Origin of the sequence: Citricoccus sp. GCM10030269 (assembly GCF_042665635.1) — a bacterium.
Classification (GTDB): domain Bacteria; phylum Actinomycetota; class Actinomycetes; order Actinomycetales; family Micrococcaceae; genus Citricoccus.
The window spans coordinates 454,863-469,103 of sequence record NZ_JBHTCV010000001.1; the positions used below are offsets into that span (position 1 = coordinate 454,863).

At 67.3% G+C, this 14,241-nt stretch carries 16 protein-coding genes and 1 pseudogene; 11 read left to right on the forward strand and 6 right to left on the reverse strand.

All coding sequences use genetic code 11. The annotated features are described in order from the left end of the window. Window positions 1-3: 3 nt before the first annotated feature. Window positions 4-780, forward strand: a complete 777-nt coding sequence (locus tag ACFQQD_RS02215) for a GNAT family N-acetyltransferase (RefSeq protein WP_378085749.1) — start codon at window positions 4-6, stop codon at window positions 778-780. Here the strand turns inward: ACFQQD_RS02215 and ACFQQD_RS02220 are convergent. Next, window positions 770-1,636: a LysR family transcriptional regulator gene (locus tag ACFQQD_RS02220; protein WP_378085751.1), complete on the reverse strand. Its 867-nt coding sequence runs from the start codon at window positions 1,634-1,636 to the stop codon at window positions 770-772. The genes ACFQQD_RS02215 and ACFQQD_RS02220 overlap by 11 nt on opposite strands. Before the next feature lie 93 nt (window positions 1,637-1,729). On the opposite strand from ACFQQD_RS02220, the gene ACFQQD_RS02225 reads away from it, so the two are divergent. Continuing rightward, window positions 1,730-2,668: an EamA family transporter gene (locus ACFQQD_RS02225; RefSeq protein WP_378085753.1), complete on the forward strand. Its 939-nt coding sequence runs from the start codon at window positions 1,730-1,732 to the stop codon at window positions 2,666-2,668. Window positions 2,669-2,988: 320 nt separating this feature from the next. Further along, window positions 2,989-4,098 (forward strand): annotated as a pseudogene (locus ACFQQD_RS02230) (DUF222 domain-containing protein); the annotation flags it as partial. A 252-nt stretch (window positions 4,099-4,350) separates the two neighbouring features. Here ACFQQD_RS02230 and ACFQQD_RS02235 read toward each other — a convergent pair. The 4 genes from ACFQQD_RS02235 to ACFQQD_RS02250 all read right to left on the reverse strand — a co-directional run bounded on the left by ACFQQD_RS02235 (window position 4,351) and on the right by ACFQQD_RS02250 (window position 7,459). After that, the gene (locus tag ACFQQD_RS02235; RefSeq protein ID WP_378085755.1) at window positions 4,351-5,499 is read right to left on the reverse strand and encodes a YgfZ/GcvT domain-containing protein; all 1,149 of its coding nucleotides are present in this window, start codon (window positions 5,497-5,499) and stop codon (window positions 4,351-4,353) included. Window positions 5,500-5,507: 8 nt separating this feature from the next. After that, window positions 5,508-6,152 (reverse strand): FABP family protein, encoded by a 645-nt coding sequence (locus ACFQQD_RS02240; protein WP_378085757.1) that lies wholly within the window; start codon window positions 6,150-6,152, stop codon window positions 5,508-5,510. A 140-nt stretch (window positions 6,153-6,292) separates the two neighbouring features. Beyond that, on the reverse strand, window positions 6,293-6,649 hold the full coding sequence (locus ACFQQD_RS02245) for a hypothetical protein (RefSeq protein WP_378085759.1): 357 nt from the start codon (window positions 6,647-6,649) through the stop codon (window positions 6,293-6,295). Between the two features lie 18 nt (window positions 6,650-6,667). Beyond that, complete coding sequence (locus ACFQQD_RS02250; RefSeq protein ID WP_378085761.1) at window positions 6,668-7,459, reverse strand: hypothetical protein; 792 nt, start codon at window positions 7,457-7,459, stop codon at window positions 6,668-6,670. Window positions 7,460-7,536: 77 nt separating this feature from the next. On the opposite strand from ACFQQD_RS02250, the gene ACFQQD_RS02255 reads away from it, so the two are divergent. The 8 genes from ACFQQD_RS02255 to asd are packed head-to-tail and all read left to right on the forward strand — an operon-like array spanning window position 7,537 to window position 13,276. Then, window positions 7,537-8,238: a winged-helix domain-containing protein gene (locus ACFQQD_RS02255; protein WP_378085763.1), complete on the forward strand. Its 702-nt coding sequence runs from the start codon at window positions 7,537-7,539 to the stop codon at window positions 8,236-8,238. Window positions 8,239-8,248: 10 nt separating this feature from the next. Next, entirely contained in the window at window positions 8,249-9,202 is a 954-nt protein-coding gene (gene mshD / locus ACFQQD_RS02260) for a mycothiol synthase (RefSeq protein ID WP_378085765.1), read from the forward strand. Between the two features lies 1 nt (window position 9,203). After that, window positions 9,204-10,187 carry an NUDIX domain-containing protein gene (locus ACFQQD_RS02265; RefSeq protein ID WP_378085767.1) on the forward strand — a complete coding sequence of 328 codons (984 nt, stop codon included), beginning with the start codon at window positions 9,204-9,206 and terminating at the stop codon, window positions 10,185-10,187. A 14-nt stretch (window positions 10,188-10,201) separates the two neighbouring features. Further along, complete coding sequence (locus ACFQQD_RS02270; RefSeq protein WP_378085769.1) at window positions 10,202-10,549, forward strand: GNAT family N-acetyltransferase; 348 nt, start codon at window positions 10,202-10,204, stop codon at window positions 10,547-10,549. Further along, a complete protein-coding gene (locus tag ACFQQD_RS02275; RefSeq protein ID WP_378085771.1) occupies window positions 10,546-11,349 on the forward strand; it encodes a thymidylate synthase in 804 nt (267 codons plus the stop codon). The genes ACFQQD_RS02270 and ACFQQD_RS02275 overlap by 4 nt, the downstream gene beginning before the upstream one ends. Continuing rightward, window positions 11,339-11,878, forward strand: a complete 540-nt coding sequence (locus tag ACFQQD_RS02280) for a dihydrofolate reductase (protein WP_378085773.1) — start codon at window positions 11,339-11,341, stop codon at window positions 11,876-11,878. Before ACFQQD_RS02275 ends, ACFQQD_RS02280 begins: the two co-directional genes overlap by 11 nt. Then, window positions 11,875-12,096, forward strand: coding sequence for an NF038396 family protein (locus tag ACFQQD_RS02285; protein WP_378085775.1), 222 nt, complete (start codon window positions 11,875-11,877; stop codon window positions 12,094-12,096). The genes ACFQQD_RS02280 and ACFQQD_RS02285 overlap by 4 nt, the downstream gene beginning before the upstream one ends. Window positions 12,097-12,106: 10 nt before the next feature. Further along, on the forward strand, window positions 12,107-13,276 hold the full coding sequence (asd, locus tag ACFQQD_RS02290; RefSeq protein ID WP_378085777.1) for an aspartate-semialdehyde dehydrogenase: 1,170 nt from the start codon (window positions 12,107-12,109) through the stop codon (window positions 13,274-13,276). A gap of 13 nt (window positions 13,277-13,289) precedes the next feature. Here asd and ACFQQD_RS02295 read toward each other — a convergent pair whose 3' ends face one another. After that, a complete protein-coding gene (locus ACFQQD_RS02295; protein WP_378085779.1) occupies window positions 13,290-14,189 on the reverse strand; it encodes an NAD(P)/FAD-dependent oxidoreductase in 900 nt (299 codons plus the stop codon). Window positions 14,190-14,241 lie beyond the last annotated feature (52 nt).

Here is a 14,241-nt window from a genome sequence, read left to right on the forward strand (position 1 = left end):
GGCATGCCCGTCAACGCCCACACTCGTCAGATCATCGAACTGGCCTGGTCCCGCATCCTGGGACTGCCGGACGGCGCGATTTCCGAGGCGGCCGGTCGCCCGACTCAGCACCGTCGGCTCGAGGTGCCGACTGATGCCGGCGCCGGCTCCGACGCCGTCGCACAAACCCGGGAAGACGATCAGATCGCCACGTTCGTCCGGCTCTACGGGACGTCCGTGCTGTACGGCCCGTCCTGGTTGCTGACGGCGGCGCGGGACATCGACGACGAGGTCCTGTCCCTGGAGTCCACCATGATCCGACTCGGCGCCGGGCACGACGCCCGATCGCTCGGAGAGTGGGTGCTCTACTACGCCGATGATGTCCCGGACATCGAGCGCTCCTCCTCGGTGGCGGTGTCCTATGAGGCCGCTGACGCCCAGGATCTCGAGGCACAGTGCCCCGCGGACGATGTCACCGAGGTCGGGTTGTCCGGCTTGGATTCCACCTTCACCCTCATTCCCGACGACGGCGCAGGCACCCCGAACGGCCGGCCCGTGGCCGGTGCCGGCTACGAGGAATGGCAGGGACTGATCGGTCATCTGGGGGTGCTCGTCCGCCCCGACGTCAGAACGGTGGGGCTGGGCAGCTACGCCGCAGCCGTCGCCATGGAAGAGGCCTTCACCGAGGGTCTGATCCCGCAATGGCGAGCGGCCCTCGGGAACACGGGCGGTCAGCGTGTGGCCGGATCGCTCGGCTTCGAGCTGGCCGGATCGCAGACGACGGTGCTGTTCAACCAATAGAGCGCGATTCAGTCAGACCGCTGATGAAGGCTTGTGCGGCGGGCGTGGGGTTGAAGCTGCTCCACGCCAGATACTGGACGCGAGTGGGGCCTCCGGTGACCGGTATGGTGCACAGGTCCTCGCTGTCGGGGATCACGGCAGGTGAGAGCAGCGCGATCACCGGGGTGTGTCTGACGAGGCCCAAGATCAGATCAGTGCTCATCGCCTCGAACGCGACCTCGCGACGGACAGAAGCCGCCTGGAACGCGAGGTCGGAGGGAATCCTTCCCGGAGTGCCATCGGGGAAATCCACGAACGTCTCCTCAGCCAGATCCTCCAGCCGCAGTCTGGGCCGTGCAGCAAGCGCATGGTCGGCGGAGACCACCGCGACGAAGCGTTCGCGGGCCAGCACGGTGGTGTTCACTCCCTTGGGTGGCGTGGTCTCGGAAAGTCCGAGCACTGCCGCGTCCATGCTGCCGTCAGTGATCGCGGTGATGAATTCGTCGCTGCCACCACCTCGAAGTCTGATCCGCACGTCTGGATGAGTACGGTGGAACTCTCCCAGGATTGCCGGAATGTCGATTGCGCTCACGGTGGGAATCACACCGATGGTCAGAGTGCCCCGAACCTGACCCGTGGCGGCGGCCGCGTCCGACACCGCACGCTCGGCCGCATCCAGACTCCGGCGGGCCGAGGCCAGGAATGCCTCACCAGGGGCGGTGATCTCGACCTTCCGGCTCGTCCTGGCGAACAGAGTGACACCAAGCTCGTGCTCGAGCGCCTTGACCTGATGGCTGAGAGCGGATTGGACGACGTGGCACCGCTTCGCCGCACGGGTAAAGCTTCCCTCTTCCGCGACGGCGACGATGTACCGCATCTGCTGTAGTTCCACATGTCTATGATTGGCGTTCATCGGTGAGATGACAACTATGTGTTGGACTCATTGAAATGAGGCGCCGACGATGGATGAGTGAGCACGACGACGACTTCCACCGCTGCCTCGCCCGTCATGTCTTCTTCCCAGATTGGACGGACGGCACTGACCGCCATCGCCCCCGCCGTGTGGGGCACGACCTACATCGTCACCACACACATGCTGCCCGAGGGCCACCCCTTGTTCGCGGCTCTGATGCGGTCGCTGCCTGCCGGAATGATCGCCGTGCTGATCGCCCGTCGTCTTCCACAGGGCTCATGGTGGTGGAAGAGCCTAGTGCTGGGCACGCTGAACATGGGCGCGTTCTTCCCACTGCTCTTCCTTGCCGCCCAGCACTTGCCTGGTGGCGTTGCCGCTACTCTGGGGGCGGCTCAGCCGATCATGGTGGCATTCCTTGCTGTTGCGATTCTCCATGAGAAGCTCTCCACCTGGCGCGTGTCCTGGGGCGCGATCGGAATGATCGGCATCGCTCTGGTAGTACTCGGCCCTGATGCGGAGCTGTCTCCTCTCGGCATCCTCGCAGGTCTCGGCGGTGCGGCGTCGATGGCCACCGGTGTCGTCTTGACGAAGAAGTGGGGCCGCCCCCATGGCGTCTCCGCGGTCGGCCTGGCAGGGTGGCAGCTCACCGCGGCCGGCACCGTCCTGTTCATCCCGGCCATGTTGATTGACGGCATCCCGGCGGACATCGATGGAGCCGCCGTCGCCGGCTACCTGTGGCTTGGATTGCTCGGCGCACTGCTGACCTACTCGCTATGGTTCGCCGGCATCCGCCGCCTGCCCGTCACTGCCACCGCTCTGCTCGGTCTCCTGTCTCCACTGGTTGCGGCAGTTCTCGGCGCGATGATCGCGGAGGAAGCGCTCTCTGGGACACAGCTCTCCGGCTTTGGACTGGCGTCAGTGGCGATGGTGGCCGGACAGCTCTCCCCGTCGAAGAAGACGAACTGGACCAACACGACCAACACGACCAACACCTAAGGCCTCCTGCACAGACGACCAGGTGCGGAGAGTTTTCCACGGTTGTCGGCGCGGGGCTTATCGTGTCCGGCCCCCTTCGTAGAGTAGTACACATGTTCGAATCTGGTGCACGTGACGACGCTCCCGCCGACGGCGAGCGCCCTTTGGGTGGCGAGCGCCCTCTGGGTGGCGAGCGCCCTCTGGGTGGCGAGCGCCCTCTGGGTGGCGACGGCTCTCTCAGCAGAGGCGCCACCCACCCACGTCGTGCCGCGGAAGTACCGGACATCGCTCCTCCGGCGTCGGTCGCGGATCTGATCGGATTCCGTGACGCCTTCGCCTCCATGGTTCCTGCGGTGGCAACCTCGCCGGCGAGCCCCCGTCCTGAGTCCGCCGAGGCTGCCGAGGCTGCCGAGGCTGCCGAGGCCAAGATCATCGAAGCCGACATCCTCGAGGCCGAGGCCATCGACCGCCTCCAGTTCCTGGAGCAGATCAAAGCCGCCTGCGCGGCAGCTCAGGCCCGGGAGACCGCGGCGCTGTACACCCACCGCCGGTCCAGTGAAGCTGCTCGAGGAGTGCCGGCCGAGCGCCGCGGCCGTGGCCTCGGCAGCGAGATCGCCTTGGCTCGTCGGGAGAACGTCTCCCGCGGAAACAACCATCTCCGGCTGGCCCGCAATCTGTGTGATCACCTGCCTCATACCCTGCAGGCCCTCAGCCGCGGACGCATCAGCGAAGAGCAGGCCGCCGCTGTCGACCGGAACTCACATTGGCTGCCCGCCCCTGCGAGACGGACCGTGGATGCGAATCTCCGCGACCGGCTGGAACTGCTCGGGGTTCGCGAGACGGCGCGGGAAGCTCAGGCGGAGGCGATCCGCCACGATCCCCTGGCCGCCGCCGAGCACCAGGACAACGCCCATCGTGACCGGCATCTGAGCCTCAAGCCGGCCGAACACGGCATGTCCTATCTGACCGCCCTGCTCCCGTCCGCGCAGGCGGCCGCCTGCTATCGGTCGCTGGTGGATCAGACCAAGGCCGACATTGCCCTGGGCGAGGCCGGCGGACGCACCCCGCAACAGGTCCTCACCGACACCTTCGTCGAACGCCTCACGGGCCAGGCGAGTCCGGCCGACATCCCCGTGGAGATCCAACTCGTCATGACGGACAGCACTCTGCTCGGTGGAGACGGCGCGCCCGCGTGGGTCCCCGGCCACGGCCCGATCCCGGCGGAGACGGCCCGGAGTCTGATCGCGACCACCCAGGCCGAGGTGTTCCTCCGCCGGCTCTTCACTGCTCCGGACACCGGTCAGCTGGTCTCCATGGAATCTCGCCGTCGGGAGTTCAGCGGCTTGCTGCGCCAGATGGTGCTGGTCCGGGATGACACGTGCCGCACTCCGCATTGTGGCGCTCCGATCCGGCATATCGATCACGCGACACCGCATCGCGACGGCGGCCCCACCAGTTATCAGAACGCCTCAGGACTCTGTGCACGCTGCAACTACACCAAGGACTATCCCGGCTGGTTACATCAGCCCGGGGCGGGAGAACTCGAGGTGACGACGCCGACCGGTCACCGCTATCTGTCCCGGCCACGGCCGCTCTCGCCGCTCTCGCCGCCGGAACGAGAACCCACGTCACCAGCTCGTGGCTCAACTGGCCGAGTAGACGCCGTCCCCTGCGTCAGGGACACTCCCACAGTGACCAGCGTTCTACCGCGGACCGCCGCGCAGAAAACCGGTCTGCCTTCCGACGACCTTGCCGGCCTGGGGCGAGACGACCGTCTCTTGGGTGGCCGCCGTGAAAGACCAGCCGTTCTCGGCATCGCCTTCACGGATCAGCAGTTCGGCCTCCGGGTCGGTATTGCGCTTGAGAATCGCCAGCGCGATGGGTCCCATCTCGTGATGTTGGGCCACGGACGTCACCGTGCCGGTGGATCGAGCCGACTCAGGCTCATCTCCCCGCACCACGATCTCCGAGCCGGGTGCCGGGAGCGTGTGCCCCGAGCCATCGAGCTGCAGAAAGGCCAGCCGACGGGGTGGGTGGCCCAGGTTATGGACCCGGGCGATCGTCTCCTGCCCCTTGTAGCAACCCTTCGCCAAGTGGACTGCGGTACGAACGATGTCGATCTCGTGCGGGATGGTGCGATCGTCGGTGTCCACGCCGTGCCGTGGTCGCACGGCCGCGATGCGCAGTGCCTCGGAGGCCAGGGTCCCGGCCACCTTCCATCCCTCGGGCAGCTCCGTCTGGATCGATTCCAGCACGGCCGCCGGCACCAGGTACTCGGACCAGGACCATTGCGCCCCTGGATGCTGAGCAGGGTCCGGATCGACCGTATAGGGAAAACCGCCCTCGGCGATCGCCGGCCAGGGGTCGATCCAGCGGACCACATCATCCCGCTCGTCCCACCCGGGCACTTCGGCCGTGGCACCCACCACAGCGATGTCATCGGTCCGGTCGGCGACCTCCACGCGAGAGGCAAAGACCATCTTGGTCAGCCAATCGGTCAGGCCAGCATTCTCTCCGGGTTCGACGGTGAGCCATACGGTCTCACCGTCGTCGATCAGATGGCAGTCGAATTCGATGCGTCCCTGAATGTCGAGGAACAGTGTCTCGGTGGAGGTGCCCGGAGGCACCGTGTCCAGCTTCTGGCTCGAGAGCACATTCAGCCAGGTCATCCGGTCGGGGCCGGTCACGGTCACGACGCCGCGATGGGAGAGGTCGACCACGGCCTGACCATCGGCCAGTGCACGTTGTTCCGCGGTCGGCTGGCCGTAGTGTGCGGCGACGGCGGCGTCGGAGCCGTCGCCGGCGACGGCCCCGTGGATCGCGTGTGGTCCGGACAGCAGGGGCGATGTCATGCAGTACCTCAGTTCGAGGTTCGCGGGACGCCGGGAGCCAGGCGCCCCTGGGAGGGGTCAGGCATTCGATCCAGGATGGCCGAGGCATGCGGGTGCTCCTCGCCGTCGGCCGTGGCATCCCAGCGCCAGAACAACTGGCCGTTGACCAGGCCCATGATCCGGGATCCGCCCTCATAGGGGCCGGCCGCCGAACCGCGCATCACGGAATCGGTCCGCAATTGCAACTGCGGGCCCTTGATCACGCCGTAGTACAACTCGGTCAGTGAGCCGGGATGGGAAATCTGCGCGGTGATGGGGAAGGACCCGTCCTCGCGGCGGAACGGTTCCACGTCTTCGGCGGAGCGCAGCACGGGGACCACGTCGGCGGGGCGCATGCCCGGACCCGGGTCGCCGTCACGGCGGTCACGGTCCAGCGCCCAGAACCCGTTCTCGACGGTGAGCGGACGCAACAGGGTTCCGTCTTCCTCACACAGCCAGGACTCGCCGCGGTACTCCAGGAACGGGAGCTGATGGTCGGTGAAGTCGATCCGCTGATAGAACACCTCGGTGCCGGCCTCGCCCGCGCCGAGACGGCCTTGGCCCTCCCAAGCGCCGATCAGCCAGGACAGCGGAGCGAGCTCCGGAGTCAGGTCAAAGGGCAGTTCAGTGGGCACGGAGGCTCAGCGCTGTCCCTTGTACAGACCGGAGACCACGAGCACGGCGAAAGCCGCCATGGCGAGCCCGGCGATGACGAGCAGAACGGTGAAGAAGACCTCGAGAGCAAGAATCGACATGCGGCAATCCTACTGCAGTCCTACTCCGACCGAGTCCCTTCGGAGTCAGGGCGGGAGTCAGGCTCAGCCACGTGACGCCCGTGCTTGGTCTGATTCAGCCAGTACGAGACGAAATCTTCCGCCGGGTAGGTCTGCAGATCCTTCTGGATCGCCTGCAGAATCTGGTCACCGTCCTCTTGGTTCACGGCATCGATCCGCAGGACCTCGGCGTCGTCGGTCCGTCGGCGAACCACCACCGACACCCCCACGACGTCGGCCCCGGCTCCGCCCAGGACCTGGGTGAGGACACCACCGACGAAGCGGAAAGCTCGTTCGAGGGGGTCGTCGCCGCCCTCCTCGAGCGCCACGGAATAGTGCTCTGCGGCCATGTCAGTCATGGTGGCTCCTTCCGCCGGTCATACCGGCATGATCCTGAAGACAAAGTAGGTGAGTAATCCGGCCACCGCCACCGGGGCAACGCCCAAGGCCAGTGCCGCCCGCACCCCATCCGGTCGCCCAGCGCCCCGCTGCGGAGCGGTGCGACCGATCAGTATCAGCACGACGGCGGCCAGCACACCCGCGACGACAGCCGCCGGCAACGGCAGTGGAGTAATAACCGAGACAGCCACCGGCACGACGCCGGCCAGGACCACAGCCAGCAGCACGTCACCGTGCCGCGGGAGCGGAACCAGCCCGGCCAGCGCTGCCACGATCAAGGACAATGCGACCGAGGCGACCGAGATCATCAGCGTGCTGACGGAACTCGTCTCGGCAGCCAGCCGGACCAGCGCGGTCCACCCGGCACCGGCGCAGACGACCGCCAACCCCGCAATCGTCCCAGCGGTCGACTCGAGGCGATGGGGACTGCCCGCGCCGCGGAACAGCTGCACCATGAAGGCCGCGACGATGCCCAGAGCCATGCAGACCGCGATGGGCTCGACGAAGGAGGCGCCGAACGCCGCCGCCTCCTCGCCCGGGTTCCGGCCGGGCCACAGGGCGGCGGCCGCCACCGCGACCAGTCCGGTCACACCCAGGACAGCCGTGAGGGACTTCCGGGCCGGCGCGCCCAGCAGCTGAGGCCATCCCAGGGCCGCGACCACCACCAGAACGGCGCTGACCACGGCGGTCGTCCACACCCCACCGAGGCCACCCACACCCACGAGCAGCGCGGCGAGCGCGGCGGTGGTGACCAACAGTGGATGCTTCACGCGTCCCATCCTGCCATTGCCGAGTCCCTATACTCATCACCATCCCTTCCGGGGCTCCCGACCTGACGAGGAGACACATGGCTCTGCTGTTATTGCTGTCCGGCTCTCCGGACGAGCCCACCGCGGTGCTCGAATCCCTCGCCTTCCTCGACCATCGGGTGGTGTCCTGCCCGGCACGGGCCGAATCACTGCTGCACCAGCCCGACGCCGACGTCGTGCTGGTGGACGCTCGCCGCGATCTGACCGGAGCCCGCAATCTCTGCCGCGCTCTCGAGGTCGCCTCTCCCGGAGTGCCGATCGTTCCGGTGCTGACCGAGGGCGGACTGGCAGCCTTCTCCCCCGTCTGGGGCGCCAAGGACTTCCTCCTGGACACGGCGGGTCCCGCCGAGGTGACCGCCCGACTGCGACTGGCGATGCTCCCCGTGGCCGAAGGGCAGGACCGGCCGATCCGCGCGTCGGGCATCTTCGTGGACGCGTCGAGCTACACGGCACAGGTCAATGGCGAGCCCATGAACCTCACCTTCAAGGAATTCGAACTGCTCAAGCACCTCGTCCAGCATCCGGGCCGGGTCTTCACCCGCGAGCAGCTTCTGCACGAGGTGTGGGGGTACGACTATTTCGGCGGCACCCGCACCGTCGACGTGCATGTGCGACGACTCCGGGCCAAGTTGGGTTCCGATCAGGAGCAACTGATCGGCACCGTGCGCAACGTGGGGTACCGCTTCGTCCCTCGGGAGAACGACCGGGAAAGCACACGGGAGTCCGAGCAGAGCATCTAGAGTTGGACTCATGGAGCACCCGCACGAGAAACCGTCCCTGACCCCGAACGCCGGTCAACTGGATGCCGGGTTGCTGCGCGACCTGACGTCGCTGGCCGAGGCCGCCGAGGCCGCCGACGGCAACCCGCCGTTCTCCGATCAGACCTGGGTCGAACTGCGGACCACCGATGATCCGGACCGGGTGCGCACCGTCACCGCCTGGCTGGACCACCGCGAGGGACGGGACGGGGAACTGGCCGGCGCCGCCGTCGCGATTGAACCCGAGCCCGGCTCAGCCGAGGGAACTCCGGGGGTGCTCGAGCTGGTCGTCCACCCGAACTGCCGCTCGCAGGGTGTGGCCACGGCGCTCGCCGAGAGCCTGCCGGGGCGCTATCACGCGTGGGCCCACGGCAACCATGCCGCCGCCGGTCGCCTGGCCGAGCGGTTCGGCTACGCCCCGGTTCGCGAGTTGCTCCGGATGCGTCTGACGCACCAGGAGCCCTTTGCCACCGAGGAGCTTCCCGACGGCGTCACGCTGCGTTCCTTCGTTCCCGGAGACGACGACGCCGCGTGGCTGCAGGCCAATGCCCGCGCGTTCGCGAACCACCCGGAACAGGGCTCGCTGGACCAGACCGACCTGGACGCCCGGAAGGCCGAGCCCTGGTTCGACCCGGAAGGATTTCTGCTGGCCGAGGACGCAGACGGGACGCTGCTGGGATTCCACTGGACCAAGATCCATCCGGGTCTCGACGGCCACCCCCCGCTCGGGGAGGTGTACTCCGTCGGCGTGGTCCCAGAGGCCCAGGGCAAGAAGCTGGGCCGGGCGCTGACCGTCGCCGGCATTCGGTACCTGCAACAGCGTCGGGTCGAGGCCGTGATGCTGTACGTGGACGCGGACAACACTCCGGCCGTCAAGCTGTATCGCGCACTGGGATTCATCCGCTGGGACACCGACGTGATGTACGCCCCGCGAACCTCACGCTGATATGCCTCAAACTCACACTGCCGCTCGTTCCACCGCCGATTTCCATCACCCCGCGCCCACGGCCGAGGTCCTCGCCGCTGGGGTGCTCCCGTGGCGGCTCACCGGCCAGGATTTCGAGGTCCTGCTGATCCACCGCCCCCAGTACGACGACTGGTCCTGGCCCAAGGGCAAGCTCGACGAGGGCGAGACTCTGCCCGAGTGCGCCGTCCGTGAGGTCCGGGAGGAGATCGGGCTGCACGTGGATCTGGGGCTGCCCCTGCCCGTGACCCGATACACCGTCGGGTCAGGCAAGACGCCCAAAGAGGTCTGGTACTGGGCCGCCGAGGCAGGGCGATCCGTTCCCGTCCCGGACGGCAAGGAAGTGGACCGGACCGAGTGGATGACCGTGGATCAGGCCCGTGACGCACTGACCAACGCCAGCGACGTCGAGCCGCTGGACTACCTGGCCGCCGCGCACCGTGACGGGATCCTCCGGACCGTCCCGTTCATCGTGCTGCGCCATGCCAAGGCGAAACCACGGTCTTCGTGGTCCCGCGCCGAAGGGGCCCGGCCGCTCGCGGCGACAGGCAAGCGGCAGGCGCTGTCCGTGCGTCGGCTGCTCAGCGCGTGGAACCCCGTCAAGGTGATCACCTCACCGTGGACCCGGTGCGTCCAGACCGTGACGCCCTACATCAAGGACACGAAACGCGGTTTCAAGACGAACAGCGCCTTCACCGAGAAGTCGGCCAAGAACAAGCCCAAGAAGGCGCGCAAGGAAGCCGCAAACCTGCTGGCCAAGCAGCGCTCGACACTGTTGTGCACGCATCGGCCGGTGCTGCCCGCGATCCTGGAGGTCCTTGGGGCGGACACCCTGGACGCCGTGCTGGCCGCCCTGCCGGAGAAGGACCCGTTCCTCAAGGCCGGGGCCGTCATCGTGGCGCAACAGGCCCTCGACTCTGGGGGCAGAATCGTGTCGATCGAGACCTACGACGTCTGGTACGACTGAGCTAGGGTCGGTCCATGAACGACATGCCCAAGATCGTCCACGATGATCTGCGGGTCGAGCGCGACCCGGACCGTTGCCGCTTCGAGCTGTGGCAGAACGACCAGTTCATCGGGTTCCTCGGCTACGCCGAAGCCGAGACCCCCGATGGTGAGCAGTCGGTCGTGGTGCTGCAGCACACCGTGATCCGGGAGTCCTACGGCCACCGCGGCTATGCGCGGGCCCTGGTGACCATCGTGTTGAACCGACTGCAGGCCGAGGGGTTCCTCATCGTCCCGGAATGCACCTACGTCCAGGACTACCTTCAGCGCTATCCCGAGTGCACCCCGATGGTCTATGACGGGCCGCGTAGACTGGACTCGTGAGCATTCCCACCCCCTATGAGGACCTGTTGGCCGAGGTCCTGGCGAACGGCACTGTCAAAAACGACCGCACCGGCACGGGGACCCGCAGCGTCTTCGGACGCCAACTGCGCTACGACCTCGGTGACTCCTTTCCGCTGATCACCACCAAACGCGTGCACTTCACCTCCGTGGTGCAGGAACTGCTCTGGTTCCTCCGGGGCGAGTCCAACGTCCGCTGGCTACAGGAACGTGGCGTGAGCATTTGGGACGAATGGGCCGACGAGGACGGCGAGCTCGGGCCGGTCTACGGCGTGCAGTGGCGTTCCTGGCCCACACCCGACGGCGGCCAGATCGATCAGATCGCCAAGGTCGTCGAATCGATCACCACGCAGCCGGACTCCCGCCGGCACATCGTGACGGCCTGGAATCCGGCCGAGGTGGACAACATGGCCCTGCCGCCGTGCCACGCCCTGTTCCAGTTCTATGTGGCCGACGGGAAGCTCTCCTGCCAGCTGTACCAGCGTTCAGCGGACCTCTTCCTCGGCGTCCCGTTCAATATCGCCTCCTACGCCCTGCTGACCGTGATGATGGCACAGCAGACGGGACTGGAGCCCGGAGAGTTCGTCTGGACCGGTGGCGACTGCCACATCTACGCCAACCATCTCGATCAGGTGAACGAACAGCTCACCCGCGAGCCCTACCCCTACCCACGGCTGACCCTCCACCGGACGCCGCAGGACATCTTCGACTACACCTTCGAGGACTTCGAGCTGGTCGACTACCAGCATCACCCGACGATCAAGGCCCCCATTGCCGTCTGAGCTGCCGTCTGACACGCACACCCCCTCCCGCATCGGCATGATCTGGGCGCAAACCACCGAGGGCGTCATCGGCGCCGACGGCGGCATGCCCTGGCACGTGCCCGAAGACCTGGCCCACTTCAAGGAACTCACCCACGGCCACCCCGTCATCATGGGACGGCGGACGTGGGACTCCTTCCCCGAACGATTCCGGCCCCTGCCCGGACGGACCAACATCGTCCTGTCTCGCAACCGCGAGGCGGCGGAGCAGATGCGGCAGGCCGGCGCCGTCGTCGTGCCCGGTTTTCAGGAGGCCCTCGATGCCGCCATCGAGGCGGACGGACTGGACCTGATCTGGGTCATCGGCGGGGCAACCCTGTTCGATCAGGCGCTCGACGTGGCCACTCTCGCCGAGGTCACCGTGATCGAGTCCACGGCCTCCGGTGACACCTACGCCCCCGCCCTGAATGATCAATGGACCCGCACCGCTGTGGACCAGCACGAGGGCTACCGGTTCGAGCGATGGGAACGAGGAGGGGAACGAGCATGAGTCAACTGCTGAACAAGACCTCCCTGACGTTCATCGCCTTCATCGCCTGTCCCATCCTAGGGCTGGTCACCGCCGTGATGGGCCTGGTGATGATCTTCACCGACAACGTGATCATGGGCGTGGTGTTCCTCGTGCTGCTGACCCAGGTGTTCATCGCCGGCGGAGTGTGGGCGACCCTGAAACGCAGATCACTGACCCAGGACACCCCGGCCCCGTAGACTGGCCCCCATGCTTTCCCCTGATTCAGCCACTCTGTCCGTGTCCGATCCCGCCGCCACCCCCACCGTGGGCCTGGTCGGCTGGCGAGGGATGGTCGGCTCTGTGCTCATGCAGCGGATGAGCGAAGAAGGCGATTTCGCCCGCCTGAACCCGGTGTTCTTCTCCACGTCCTCCGCCGGCCGCCCCGCGCCGACGTTCGAGGGCATGAGCGGCGACGCCGGACTGCTGCAGGACGCCTTCGACATCGACGCCCTGGCCAAGCTGCCCGTCATCCTCACCACCCAGGGCGGCGGCTACACCTCGGAGGTCTACCCACGGCTCCGCGCGGCCGGCTGGGACGGCATCTGGATCGACGCCGCCTCCACCCTGCGCATGTCCGACTCGTCCATCATCGTCCTGGACCCGGTCAACCGCGACGTCATCGACGCCGGCCTGTCCGCCGGGGTCAAGGAATTCGTCGGCGGCAACTGCACCGTCTCCTGCATGCTCATGGGCCTGGGCGGACTGTTCAAGGCCGGCCTCGTCGAGTGGGGCACGGCCATGACCTACCAGGCGGCCTCCGGCGGCGGAGCCCGCCACATGCGCGAGCTGCTGACCCAGTTCGGCGGACTGAACGGCGTCGTCGGGGAGGATCTCGCCGACCCCGCCTCGGCGATCCTGGACATCGACCGCAAGGTCTCCGCCGCTCAGCGTGACGACTCGCTGGACGTCTCCGAGTTCGGCGTGCCGCTGGCCGGATCCCTGATCCCGTGGATCGACGCCGATCTCGGCAACGGCATGTCCAAGGAGGAGTGGAAGGCCGGAGCAGAGACGAACAAGATCCTGCGCACCTCCACCCGCATCCCCTTCGACTCACTCTGCGTCCGGATCGGCACCCTGCGATCCCACTCCCAGGCCCTGACGCTGAAACTTACCCAGGATCTGCCGCTGGAGGAGATCGAACAGATCATCGCCGACGACAACGAGTGGGTCTCCGTGGTGCCGAACACCAAGGAGGCCTCGATGGCCGAGCTGACGCCGATCGCTGCCTCCGGCACCATGACCATCCCGGTCGGCCGGCTGCGCAAGCTGGAGATGGGTCCGGAGTACCTCTCCGCCTTCACCGTCGGCGACCAGCTGCTCTGGGGGGCCGCCGAGCCGGTGCGCCGGATGCTGGCCATCGCCACCGGAAACCTCTGACGCCCGCTCTTTCTTACAGCCCTTCCATCACCAGCTCGGCGTTGAGCTGAGCCCCGACCATGGTGCCGGCGGCGGCTGCGGCTCCGACCTGGGCTGACAGATCCGACACATTCCCGGCCGCCCAGACGCCGGGGACCGCGGTTCGCCCGGTGGCATCCACGGGAATGAAGCGGCCCATGGGGTTCTCCTCCGTGGCGAGACCGAGCGATTCGAAGGCGGCCGTCCGGGCGATCATCCGCGGGGCCACCACCACGGCCTCCGCCGGAAGCAGGCTGTCATCGGCGAGCAGGAAGCCCTCGGCCTCCAATCTCCTGGCCCGGCTGTTGACGATCTCGATCCCCTTCGCCCGCAGCTTGCGTGCGTCCTCGGGGTCCAGTGGGCCGGCGTGGGCCAGGAACCGGACGTTGTCGCTCAGTTGGCTGAACAGCAGCGCCTGGTGCACGGATGCCGGTGCGGTGCCGAGCACGACGACGGCCTGGTCCCGGACTTCCCAGCCGTGGCAGTACGGGCAGTGGATGACATCCCGGCCCCAGCGCTCGGCCAGTCCCGGGATCTCCGGGAGCTCGTCCACCAGCCCGGTCGCGATGACGAGTCGACGCGCTGAGATCACCGTTTCGCCGGACAAGGTGGCCTCGAAGCCGTCGTCCGGCAGTCGGCGGACGGAGGAGATCTCTCCCTCGACCACCACTCCCCCGTAACCGGCCAACTCGCGCCGACCCGCGGCGAGCAGCTCGGCGGGACTGATCCCTTCGCGTCCCAGCAGCGCGTGGACGCCTTCGGCCGGAGCATTGCGGGGACGACCGCCGTCGACCACGGTGACGGAGCGGCGGGACCGGGCCAGGGTCACCGCGGCAGCCAAGCCGGCGGCACCGCCACCGACGACGAGCACATCAAGAGTGTTGTTCTGGTTCATCTCCCCAGAATGCGCCCACCCACGACTGCATGGCAATCATTCTTGCCAAACG